9 protein-coding genes are annotated in these 12619 nt (G+C 42.5%); 8 read left to right on the top strand and 1 reads right to left on the bottom strand.

Annotated features, from left to right (window positions below):
• Positions 1 to 64 precede the first annotated feature (64 nt).
• Genes recO through acpS form a run of 3 tightly spaced genes read left to right on the top strand, consistent with a single transcriptional unit; the run spans position 65 to position 1904 of the window.
• A complete protein-coding gene (recO, locus tag ACWU4D_RS14165) occupies positions 65 to 796 on the top strand; it encodes a DNA repair protein RecO (protein WP_456052096.1) in 732 nt (243 codons plus the stop codon).
• Positions 793 to 1524, top strand: a complete 732-nt coding sequence (gene pdxJ, locus ACWU4D_RS14160) for a pyridoxine 5'-phosphate synthase (protein ID WP_456052095.1) — start codon at positions 793 to 795, stop codon at positions 1522 to 1524. Before recO ends, pdxJ begins: the two co-directional genes overlap by 4 nt.
• Positions 1524 to 1904, top strand: coding sequence for a holo-ACP synthase (gene acpS, locus ACWU4D_RS14155; RefSeq protein WP_456052094.1), 381 nt, complete (start codon positions 1524 to 1526; stop codon positions 1902 to 1904). The genes pdxJ and acpS overlap by 1 nt, the downstream gene beginning before the upstream one ends.
• A gap of 63 nt (positions 1905 to 1967) precedes the next feature.
• Here the strand turns inward: acpS and barA are convergent, their stop codons facing one another.
• Positions 1968 to 4760, bottom strand: a complete 2793-nt coding sequence (gene barA, locus ACWU4D_RS14150) for a two-component sensor histidine kinase BarA (protein ID WP_456052093.1) — start codon at positions 4758 to 4760, stop codon at positions 1968 to 1970.
• A 173-nt stretch (positions 4761 to 4933) separates the two neighbouring features.
• On the opposite strand from barA, the gene rlmD reads away from it, so the two are divergent.
• From rlmD to eno, 5 genes are all read left to right on the top strand, one after another.
• Positions 4934 to 6250: a 23S rRNA (uracil(1939)-C(5))-methyltransferase RlmD gene (gene rlmD, locus ACWU4D_RS14145; protein ID WP_456052092.1), complete on the top strand. Its 1317-nt coding sequence runs from the start codon at positions 4934 to 4936 to the stop codon at positions 6248 to 6250.
• A 48-nt stretch (positions 6251 to 6298) separates the two neighbouring features.
• Positions 6299 to 8521 carry a GTP diphosphokinase gene (gene relA, locus ACWU4D_RS14140; RefSeq protein WP_456052091.1) on the top strand — a complete coding sequence of 741 codons (2223 nt, stop codon included), beginning with the start codon at positions 6299 to 6301 and terminating at the stop codon, positions 8519 to 8521.
• A 40-nt stretch (positions 8522 to 8561) separates the two neighbouring features.
• Positions 8562 to 9371, top strand: a complete 810-nt coding sequence (mazG, locus tag ACWU4D_RS14135) for a nucleoside triphosphate pyrophosphohydrolase (RefSeq protein WP_456052090.1) — start codon at positions 8562 to 8564, stop codon at positions 9369 to 9371.
• A 230-nt stretch (positions 9372 to 9601) separates the two neighbouring features.
• Complete coding sequence (locus tag ACWU4D_RS14130; protein WP_456052089.1) at positions 9602 to 11233, top strand: CTP synthase; 1632 nt, start codon at positions 9602 to 9604, stop codon at positions 11231 to 11233.
• 88 nt (positions 11234 to 11321) lie between these two features.
• Positions 11322 to 12619: phosphopyruvate hydratase (eno, locus tag ACWU4D_RS14125; protein WP_456052088.1), on the top strand; the 1298-nt coding region annotated here is incomplete at its 3' end.

Here is a 12619-nt window from a genome sequence, read left to right as displayed (position 1 = left end):
AAAGTGATTCTAGGTGATGTCAGTCAATACTAGTGATTGACCTAGGGGCTGGGAATTCAATGTTATGCCTGAAAATGGTTTGCAGCGTGCGTTTGTCCTACACCGACGCCCATACAGTGAAACGAGTTTAATCATTGATGTATTTACTGAACATCAAGGTCGTTTATCATTGCTGTCGAAAGGGGCCAGACGTCCACGCTCTGGATTGAAAAGCGTGCTTCAACCTTTTACACCGATGTTGATTAAATGGTCGGGAAAAGGCTCAATGAAGACGTTGCGCCAAGCCGAGCCCATTAGCTTGGGGTTACCATTAAGTGGGATCAACCTCTATTCGGGTATGTATATCAACGAATTGCTTTGTCGAGTCATCGCAAGCGAAAGCCCACAACCCGCCCTTTTTTTTGACTACCTTGATGCGCTTACCGAGCTGGCGCATAACAATAACCCGGAACCTGCATTACGACGTTTTGAATTGGCATTATTGTCCAGCCTTGGGTATGGTGTCGACTTCTTGCATTGTGCTGGAACAGGAGAGCCTGTTGAAGCAAGTATGACTTACCGCTTTCGAGAGCAACAAGGGTTTATCGCTTCAGTGCGACAGGACAATTTAACGTTTTTCGGAGAAGAGTTAATCGCAATTAGCGAGCGTCGCTTTATCACTAAAGCACAACTTCATGCGGCGAAACGATTTACTCGTATTGCTCTTAAGCCTTATATCGGCAGTAAGCCGTTAAAAAGCAGAGAACTATTTTTGCCAAAATCAGGCATATCAAAATCACGGAGATTAGGACAATGAGTTCAATTCTATTAGGTGTAAACATCGATCATATTGCGACATTACGTAATGCTCGTGGGACAAAATATCCTGATCCTGTTCACGCAGCAGAAGTGGCTGAACGTGCAGGGGCTGATGGGATTACTATTCATTTACGTGAAGACCGTCGCCATATTCTTGATCGTGATGTGCGTTTGCTACGTGAGACCATTCAAACTCGAATGAACCTCGAGATGGCGGTAACCGATGAAATGGTGGATATTGCATTAGAGACCCAACCAGAGTTTGTCTGCCTTGTTCCTGAAAAGCGTGAAGAGCTGACCACAGAAGGCGGGTTAGATGTTGCTGGCAATCTAGAACGAATTAAAGCGGCGACTCAACAACTTGATGCTGCAGGAATTAAAGTGTCTTTGTTTATTGATGCTGACCCACGTCAAATTGATGCAGCAAAAGCATGTGGAGCTCCATATATTGAACTTCATACCGGTCATTATGCTGATGCTGAAAACGATGCTGAACGTGATGCAGAGTTAAGTCGAATCGCAACAGCAGCAACCTATGCAACAGAGATTGGGATTACAGTAAATGCAGGGCACGGCCTGACGTATCATAACGTCGCACCGATTGCTGCGTTGCCAGAGATTTATGAGTTGAATATCGGCCATTCAATCATTGGGCGCGCGGCGTTTGATGGACTAAGCAAAGCTGTCGCTGATATGAAAGCGGAAATGGAAAAGGCGCGTCGTTAATGGCAATAGTAGGCATAGGCACTGATATCGTTGAAATCGAACGAATCCAAGAAGCAATAAACAAATCCGGTGATAAATTAGCTCAGCGTATTCTCACAGAAGAAGAGCTGGCAGAATATAATTTTCATCACCACCCCGAACGCTTTTTAGCGAAACGTTTTTCAGCAAAGGAAGCCGCTTCAAAAGCACTGGGTACAGGTATCGCTCAGGGCGTTTCTTTTCAGGACTTTTCGATATTAAATGATCAACTCGGTAAACCTAAGCTGACAATGACAGGGCGAGCCGAACAAATTTCACAATTAATTGGCGGCAAAACAATGCATGTCAGTATTTCAGATGAAAAACATTATGCGACTGCGACGGTGATTATTGAATCGTAGCTGTTTTCGTCGCAACAATGAGGCTAAAAACTAATTGAATGCAGTTGTTTGCAACGATAGCTTTTAGGAAATATAGCTTTTAGCCTCATCAACAACCTTTTCCATTTCTTCAAGTAACTCAAATAGTTCAGGTTCTAATTCTTCAACGGTCTTGTTTTGACGTAAGGCGTGTTCTATCACTGCACAGATTTTTTTCAACCTTGGAACGCCACAATAAGCGCAACTACCGTGCAGCTTGTGAATATGCTGAAGCAAATCTTTGTGTTCAATTTTACCGGCTATAGTTTGGTCAATATGGATGACTATTTCTGGAATGGAATCAACTAACATACGCAACATATCTTGAGCTAAATCGAGCTTGTTTGCTGCTTGTTTTAAAGCACTCTCCCAGTCGATGACAGAGAGTTCCTGACCACTTTTTAGGTTGGATGACATATTATCGGAAACAGGCTGGGTAGCTGGGATCTCAAGTTTCTCTATTTGATGTTCATAAGGGTATGGATTCCAATGTACCAAGACTTGTTGAAGAACATGCTCTTCGATTGGCTTTGTAAGATAATCGTCCATCCCTTCATTTAATAATCTCTCCCGTTCACCAGGCATTGCATGGGCAGTAACAGCAATAATCGGAGTATCGCTATTGAACGATTGACGTTTGATTTCCTTAGATGCGGATACTCCATCAATTTGGGGCATCTGAATATCCATTAATATGATGTCAAACTTTTGCTTTATCGATTCTTCAATAGCATCTTGCCCATTGGTACAACTGACAACAGACTTAACACGTTCACATAGAAGCGCCGTAATTAACTTTAAGTTGGCTGGGTTGTCGTCTACCGCCATCACTTTTAAGGGAAGTTTATCTAGGTTAGGTGGAGAAACTAGATCGATACTTCTATCGGATTTAACTGGGTGAAGATCGAGCATGGCTTGAATGATTTTTTTCCGTGAAAGAGGTTTGGTAACACATTTCACTGGATGATGTTTCATCAAGTATTCAGCCAATGCTAGCTCGGTACTTGGTGTGCCAATAATGACATTAGGTGCAAGGTTAAGCACTTGGCGAACTTTTGGTTCTATTGTGATTAATGAGTTATTGCTTGATAGTGCTAAATTATAAATAACATAATCATAAAGGCCTGAATTGGTCGGCACTTCATTAACACTTGTGACATTAATACCCACGCTTTCCAATGTTTTCTGGAGCAGTCGCTTAACCCGTTTATTTGTTTCGATCAGTAACACCGAACTTCCAGCAAGAGGCTTTGGATCAAACCAGTCCGAAATAGGTATTTCTGTTTTCGTTAAGTGCAGATTAAACCAAAAAGTTGATCCTTGGTGTAACCGGCTAGTCAGGCCGATTTTTCCACCCATCTGACTGACGATTTTTTGGGTGATAACCAATCCTAATCCGGTTCCACCATAGCGACGAGATATGCTGGCGTCTGCTTGGCTAAAGGCTTGAAATAGTTGAGCTTGTTGGCGCTCTGAGATACCTATTCCTGTATCTCGAACAGAAAAGAGCAATTCGAAACAATCATCATGTACTGACTTTTGCTCGATAGTGATGTCAATATTCCCAGACTCGGTAAATTTAATCGCATTGCCGACAAGGTTAGTCAGTACTTGCTGAATTCTAAGCGGGTCACCAACCAATCCAATCGGAATATTAGGATCCACTCTTAATGTGATTTCGAGGCCTTTTTCGTGCGCACTCGTGGCTAAGAGATCGATTACCTCTTCGAGATTTTGTTCAAATTCAAAAGGAATGTTCTCTAGCGCTAACTTACCGGCCTCTAATTTGGAGAAGTCGAGAATGTCATTAATGATGTTTAAGAGGTTATTAGCCGACTTTTCAATGGTTTGTAAATAATCTTGTTGGTTTTTGGATAGCTGGGTTTTTAACATTTGTCGTGTAAAACCAATAACGCCATTGAGTGGCGTGCGCAGCTCATGAGACATGTTTGCCAAGAATTCAGATTTAACTCGAGCGGCTTCTTGAGCATGTTTTTTTGCGATGTCGAGTTCAACGTTTTGAATCTCGAGCTGTTCTAATGTTTCACGTAAATCAGACGTTGCTTGGTCGATGCTATGTTGCATTTCACCGTGATACTCGGATAAGGATGCCGCCATGGCATTGATGCCTTTTTTTAGTTCATCCAATTCTCCATGCATGGTGCCTTCAATTCGAACGTCTAGGTGGCCGCGTCGAATACGGTCGAGCATGTTTTTCATATGAGTAATAGGGCGCGTAACGTCGTACATCAAACGGAAGGCAAATAACCCTGAAAGCGCAAGCCCAAGAATTAAAACCATAATTGCGGCAAAAATTTCTTGGTATTGTTGTAAACGTAGTGACGAGAGATCGAGTTCAATTGCAATATAACCAAGTACTGGAATTCGCCGAACATCAGTAGAACCATCAATTAAGCGACTTTCTGCTAAGATCGGCGTTCGTAATATTAAGGTGTGGTTGTCTTTCATTACCGCTGTGCCAAGCGTCGGTATTGGTTTATTTCGTGCAAAGGTTAAAGATTCAAAGTTGGGGTGGAAATTAGACGTCACAAATAACTGATGTTTGCTGTCAAATACTGCGATACTGCGGACAAACTGGGAGTTTTTTCGGTGTGCGTAACTGATAATACGACGAACGGATTCCCGACTTTGATTTCGTAGCGATTCTTCACTCGCAATCGCGAGAGGCTCGATAATATTCGAACCTGCATTGATGACCTGATTTTCCAGGTCTTGATAGCGATTAAAGGAGAAAAAAGCACATAATGCTAAGCCTATAATCAAAGTTGGCGCTAGAGTTAACGTAATAACTCGCGCTCTTAGTCCATATCGATTCATTATTCTCTAAACATCGTTGTGTGGATATGGGAAAATAGCCCCAAAGCTTATGAATACTCCGAGACCGTGTCTTGGTAAGCTTAATCAGTTCAGTACTATTCGACAATCACTGTTAACTTTTAACCGTGATTTTTATAAGCAAATTGCGACACTTCTTCAGCTAGGCATAGATAATGGCACGTTTTTTCCAACCAAAAAAGAAAACTTCACACAATAGTAAGCACATTCCTTTAGTGATCGAAAAACTTGATCATCAAGGTTGTGGTATTGCTTACTATCATCAAAAACCTGTTTTTATCGATGGTGGATTGCCGCAAGAAGAAGTATTGGTTCAGTTTAGCGAAGAGAAAAGCAAATATGCTAGGGCGAAAATTGTAAAAATCTTAGAGCGAAGCCCTCTACGCCAAAAGCCATTTTGCTCTTTTTACCATATGTGTGGCGGATGCGACATGCAGCACTTATCTCATTCACAACAAGTGACTCATAAAGAGAAAACCTTGAGTTATGTGATGAATAAAGTCACAAATGAAAAGATAGAACTGGAACCCACGATTTCAGCGAGTGAACAGGGATATCGACGCCGAGCTCGAGTCAGTTTGCGTTGGGACAAAAAGCAGAACAGGTTAGAGTTCGGTTTTCGTCAGAAGCAAAGTAAGAACATTGTCACTATTGAACAATGTCCAGTATTGGAACCTGAGCTGAATAAACTACTTTCACCTTTAAAGTTATTGCTTGAAACTTTTTATTCTCCTGAAACACTGGGGCATCTTGAAGTGGTGCTTGCAGATAGTGGTGCTGTCATTGTGTTACGTCACACAAAAGCGTTGAAAGCAAGAGATCAAGAAGCGTTGATTGAGTTGGCTGCGTCATTGAATGCTACGCTTTATCTTATGCCGCAAAACAACGAGCTTGACTATATTGATGGGCCAGTACCGGTCTATTCTGAAGTTGGGGTATCGGTTGAGTTTAAACCAAATAATTTTATTCAAGTTAATCGAGCCGTAAATCAAGGTATGGTGGCGCAAGCAATAGATTGGCTTCAGCTTGAATCGAACGACAAAGTGCTCGACTTATTTTGTGGTGTGGGTAACTTTAGTCTTCCTATTGCTAAACGCGTAAGCGAATTGGTAGGAATAGAAGGGGTCGATAGCATGGTTGAGCAAGCGTCGGCCAATGCGGCATTAAATGATTTGAAGAACGCGACATTTTTTCAAGCTAACTTAGAGAAAGATTTGCGAGAAACGTCGTGGGGAAATGAGCAGTTTGATAAGATATTACTCGATCCCGCTCGAGCAGGCGCGCAGCAAGTTGTAGCACAGTTATCACAATTTTCTCCGCAACGTATCGTATATGTATCCTGTAATCCAGCTACATTGGCGCGTGATAGTCAGGTATTGATAGAGCAGGGATACCACTTGGAAAAATTGGCGATGTTGGATATGTTCCCTCATACTGGCCATTTAGAATCCATGGCATTATTTGTTCGATAAATAGATTCATAACAATCGATAGTTAGATTCACAATATAGGTATAGAAAATGGTTGCGGTAAGAAGCGCACATTTAACGTCAGACTCGGTATTTCAGCTTGATAGCTGGATGAGCAGTTTGGGGCAAGACAAGGCGACAACAGAGCGTTTGACAAAGGTTTATCAATCGATAGAGCAGATTGATGCGGATCAAAACCTAAAAACGATGGTGTTGTGGCGTGGTCGAGAAATGATCGAAATCTTAGTGATGCTGTCAATGGATCGAGCCACTTTGGTGGCCGCTCTACTGTTTCCGGCTTTTGTGAACGGTGTTATGAGTCGTGAACAGTTGGAAGAAGAGTATGGCAAAGAGATCATTAAGCTTATCGATGGTGTCGATGAAATGGCCGCAATCGGTCAACTAAACTCGTCAAGCCAGCATCACGATGCGTCTGAACAAGTGGATAATGTCCGTCGAATGCTCCTTGCAATGGTCGATGACTTTCGCTGTGTGGTGATTAAGCTGGCAGAGCGAATCTGTAATTTACGGGAAGTCAAAGACGAGCTAGATGAGGTTCGTCGCCAAGCGGCAAAAGAGTGCGCCAATATCTATTCACCATTGGCAAACCGTCTGGGGATAGGGCAACTTAAATGGGAAATGGAAGATTACGCTTTTCGCTATCAGCAGCCGGATACCTATAAACAGATCGCGAAACAGCTTTCCGAACGTCGTGTTGTTCGCGAGCAATATATTAAGAATTTTGTCGATAATCTTCGTGCTGAAATGAGCTCATGCAGTATTAATGCGGATGTTAGTGGGCGACCTAAACACATCTACAGTATTTGGCGAAAAATGCAGAAGAAAAACCTCGCATTTGATGAGCTATTTGATGTGCGAGCGGTACGGATTATTGCCGACAAACTACAGGATTGTTATGCGGCACTTGGCGTCGTTCATACTCAATTTAAGCACTTGCCTCAAGAGTTTGATGATTATGTTGCTAATCCGAAACCTAACGGATATCAATCAATTCATACAGTGATCCTCGGGCCAGAAGGCAAGACTATCGAGATTCAGATTCGTACTAAACAAATGCACGAGGATTCTGAACTCGGTGTTGCCGCTCACTGGAAATATAAAGAAGGTAAATCGGTTGGTCGTAGTGGCTACGATGAGAAAATTGCATGGCTACGTAAACTGCTCGATTGGCAAGAAGAGATGTCAGATTCTGGCGAGATGCTAGATGAGTTACGCAGCCAAGTATTTGATGACCGAGTTTATGCCTTTACTCCACGAGGTGATGTGGTTGATCTGCCAATGGGCGCGACCCCGTTGGACTTTGCGTATCATATTCACTCAGAAGTTGGGCACCGTTGTATTGGCGCGAAAGTGGGCGGGCGTATTGTGCCATTTACCCATAAGCTAGCCATGGGTGATCAAGTTGAAATCATCACGACAAAAGAAGCGAATCCATCACGAGATTGGCTGAATCCTGCAACAGGTTTTGTTCACTCAGGACGTGCTCGTGCCAAAATTAATGCCTGGTTTAGAAAACAGAGCCGAGAGAAAAATCTTGAGGCAGGCAAAGAGATTTTAGAAGCAGAACTGCAAAAGATCGGTGCAACACTAAAAGATGCAACAGATTATGCCCTGAAGCGCTTCAATGTAAACTCTCCTGAAGAATTGTATGTCGGCGTTGGTAGCGGTGATTTACGCATCAACCAAGTGCTGAATCACATTAATGCTCTAGTGAATAAGCCGACTGCTGAAGAAGAAGACAAACTCGCACTGGAAAAACTCAAAATTTCAGAAACGAAAACTTCGAGCACAGCTAAAACCAGTAAAGATGCAGTTGTGGTTCAAGGCGTAGATAACCTAATGAATCATATCGCACGTTGCTGTCGTCCAATTCCTGGAGATGAAATTAAAGGCTACATTACTCAAGGGCGTGGTATATCGGTCCACCGCAGTGATTGTGAGCAACTTGAAGAACTTCGACACCATGCACCAGAACGGATTATCGATACGGTTTGGGGGGCGGGAGTTGGTGGCACCTATATTCTGACGATTCGCGTTGAGGCAATGGAAAGAACGGGTCTATTGAAAGACATAACTAGCTTATTGGCCAATGAAAAAGTTAAAGTCGCCAGTATGAAAAGTCGTAGTGATTATAAACGACAAATGATTTTTATGGATTTTGATTTGGAATTAACCAGTGTAGAAATATTGTCTCGCATCCAAGGGAAAATTGAACAAACTAAGGATGTTTTATCCGTTAAACGATTGGGTTAATCAAGACCTATGGTTAAGACAAGTCAATTAAGGGAAGTCGATGTCGCATCCGATTGAAAAACTGCAAGAAATAATGGCGCAATTAAGAGATCCAGAGAATGGCTGCCCATGGGATAAAAAGCAGAGCTTTGAAACCATCGTTCCTCACACAATCGAAGAAACCTATGAAGTTGTCGACGCCATTTACAACAAAGATTACACGAACTTAAAAGAAGAGCTTGGCGACTTTGTGTTTCAAGCCATTTTCTACAGCCAATTAGCACAAGAAAAAGGGCTGTTTGATTTCTCAGATGTGATCGATGAAGTCAATGCAAAGTTGATTCGTCGTCACCCTCATGTTTTTGGTGATCAAACTTTTGGAAGTGATGAAGAGATCAATGCCAATTGGGACAAAGTTAAAGCCGAAGAAAAGTTACAAAAACAAGAGAGTGACAAGGTCGACTCAATTTTTGATTCCATCCCACAATCACTTCCCGCATTAAGCAAAGCGAATAAACTGCAAAAGCGTGCCGCAAAGTATGGATTCGATTGGGACTCTCTAGGCCCTGTGGTAGCGAAGGTTGAGGAAGAGATTGAAGAAGTGATGGATGAAGCTCTGCAAGTCAATATTGACCAAGACAAGTTAGAAGAAGAGTTGGGCGATATGATGTTTGCTATGGTGAATATGGTTCGTCATTTGGGCCACGATCCTGAAGCTGCATTAACCAAAGCTAACTTGAAATTTATGCGCCGCTTTCATCAAATTGAACAAAAAGTTGCGCATAATAACGCTAAGCTTACCGATTACAATCTAAGTGAATTGGATGGCATGTGGGATGAAATAAAGCGTGAAGAGAAAGTCCGGAAATAAAATGATCATATCAATGTGGTAAAACAGAGCTAGATCAGTTGTTTACTACATAGAGCAAGTCATTACATCAAATTTTGCTTTCAGAACTAAATCTGTTGAATTGATTTGAAGCAAAAAAGAAAACAGAAGAGTGTGATAAGTTTCACGTTGTGGCGGTTAAGGGGTTCTGGTATATTTGCTTCCCGTCCAGATGAACTCATTTCCCTCATTCAACCAACTTCAGGTTAAACATGACGACAAATTATATTTTTGTTACTGGCGGGGTAGTATCCTCCCTTGGTAAAGGTATTGCAGCAGCATCCTTAGCAGCGATTTTAGAAGCTCGCGGCATTAAAGTGACTATGATGAAGCTGGATCCGTATATTAACGTTGATCCAGGTACCATGAGTCCAACTCAGCATGGTGAAGTTTTTGTCACTGAAGATGGTGCTGAAACCGATCTCGACTTAGGTCACTATGAGCGTTTTATTCGCACCAAAATGACGAAACGGAATAACTTTACTGCAGGTCGTGTTTATGCAGACGTCCTTCGTAAAGAGCGCCGTGGCGATTACTTAGGTGCGACGATTCAGGTTATTCCTCATATTACTAACGCGATTAAAGATCGTGTTATCGCTGGCTCTGAAGGTCATGATATTGCTATCGTTGAAGTTGGCGGTACGGTTGGTGATATCGAATCACTGCCTTTTATGGAAGCAATTCGTCAGCTAGCGGTTGAATTAGGTCGTGAACGTGCAATGTTTATGCATTTGACACTGGTTCCTTATTTAGCAGCTGCAGGTGAAGTAAAAACCAAACCAACGCAACATTCAGTGAAAGAGCTATTATCAATCGGTATTCAGCCAGACATTCTTGTATGTCGTTCAGATCGTGTTATTCCGGCTAACGAACGTAAGAAAATTGCACTATTCTGTAATGTTCAAGAGAAAGCGGTTATTTCAATGAAGGATGTAGATTCAATCTACAAAATTCCTCAGTTAATTAAATCGCAAGGCTTGGACGATATTGTTTGTACGCGTTTTGGACTGGATGCTCCAGAAGCTGATTTGTCTGAATGGGAACAGGTTATTTACGAAGAAGCTAACCCAACAGGTGAAGTAACCATCGGAATGGTGGGTAAATACATCGAACTTCCAGATGCATATAAATCGGTGAATGAAGCTTTAATTCATGCGGGCCTTAAGAATCGTTTGAATGTGACGATTCGTTATGTTGATTCGCAAGACCTTGAAAATAAGGGAACAGAAGTATTAGGTGAATTGGATGCGATTCTCGTTCCTGGTGGGTTTGGAGACCGTGGGGTTGAAGGTAAAATTTTAGCCGCTCAATATGCTCGTGAAAATGGTGTACCTTACTTAGGCATCTGCCTAGGGATGCAGGTAGCATTAATTGAATATGCTCGTAATGTCGCAGGATTAGAAGGTGCACATTCAACCGAGTTTGATAAAGATTCGAAATACCCAGTGGTTGGTTTAATCACTGAATGGATTGACTCAGATGGTGCTGTTGAAGCACGTTCAGAGCAATCAGATTTAGGCGGTACAATGCGTTTAGGCTCTCAGTTATGTCACTTAGAAAAAGGGACAAAAGCTCATGAGCTCTATGGAAGTGAAACCATTCACGAACGTCATCGTCACCGCTATGAAGTAAATAATGTTCTTCGTCCACAAATTGAAAAGGCTGGTCTTAAAGTCTCAGGGCTTTCAGCGGACAAGAAATTGGTAGAAGTGATTGAGAACCCAAATCACCCGTGGTTTGTTGCGGCTCAATTCCACCCAGAATTTACTTCGACTCCACGCGATGGCCATCCGCTATTCGCTGGATTTGTTAAAGCTGCTGGTGAATATCAGCGCTCAGAATAGTGAAAAGTTCTAAAAGGACCCGGGTAGTTGTATTTGTAACAGCTACCTTTAAATTTGATATTTAATTTCAAAATGAGAGGAAACATTAATGTCTAAGATCGTTAAAGTTCTAGGTCGTGAAATCATCGACTCACGTGGTAACCCAACTGTTGAAGCTGAAGTACACCTAGAAGGCGGTTTCGTCGGTATGGCTGCTGCTCCATCTGGCGCATCTACTGGTTCTCGCGAAGCTCTTGAGCTACGTGACGGTGACAAAGCCCGTTTCCTAGGTAAAGGTGTACTTAAAGCAGTTGCTGCTGTAAACGGCGACATCGCTGAAGCATTACTTGGTAAAGATGCAAAAGATCAAGCAGCTGTTGACCAAGTTATGATTGACCTAGATGGTACTGAAAACAAGAATAAGTTTGGTGCAAACGCAATCCTAGCGGTTTCTCTAGCAAACGCTAAAGCTGCAGCTGCTGCGAAAGGCATGCCTTTATACGAGCACATCGCTGAGCTTAACGGTACAGCTGGCGTATTCTCTATGCCTCTTCCAATGATGAACATCATCAATGGTGGTGAGCACGCTGATAACAACGTTGATATCCAAGAATTCATGATTCAACCAGTTGGCGCTTCTACTCTTAAAGAAGGTCTACGTATCGGTGCTGAAGTATTCCACAACCTAGCTAAAGTACTTAAAGCTAAAGGTCTAAGCACTGCTGTTGGTGATGAAGGTGGTTTCGCTCCAAACCTTGAGTCTAACGCTGCTGCACTAGCTGCAATCAAAGAAGCTGTAGAAGCGGCTGGTTACGTTCTAGGTAAAGACGTTACTCTAGCAATGGACTGTGCTGCATCTGAGTTCTACGACAAAGAAGCTGGCAACTACAACATGAAAGGCGAAGGTAAAGTATTCTCTTCTGAAGAGTTTAACTTCTACCTACAAGGTCTTGCTAACGATTATCCAATCGTTTCTATCGAAGACGGTCTTGACGAGTCAGATTGGGATGGTTTCAAACACCAGACTGAACTTCTAGGTGACAAACTACAACTTGTTGGTGACGATCTATTCGTAACTAACACTAAGATCCTAGCTCAAGGTATCGAGAAAGGCGTAGCGAACTCTATCCTAATCAAGTTCAACCAAATCGGTTCTTTAACTGAAACTCTAGCAGCGATCAAAATGGCGAAAGATGCAGGCTACACAGCTGTTATCTCTCACCGTTCTGGCGAAACTGAAGATGCAACTATCGCTGATCTAGCGGTAGGTACTGCAGCAGGTCAAATCAAAACAGGTTCTATGAGCCGTTCTGACCGTGTAGCTAAGTACAACCAGTTAATCCGTATCGAAGAAGCTCTAGGTGCTAAAGCTCCTTACAACGGTTTACAAGAAGTTAAAGGTCAGTA

This window comes from Vibrio phycocola (assembly GCF_053850235.1).
The sequence above is the reverse complement of the archived record's forward strand: the minus strand, read 5'-3'. Positions and strand labels throughout refer to the sequence as shown.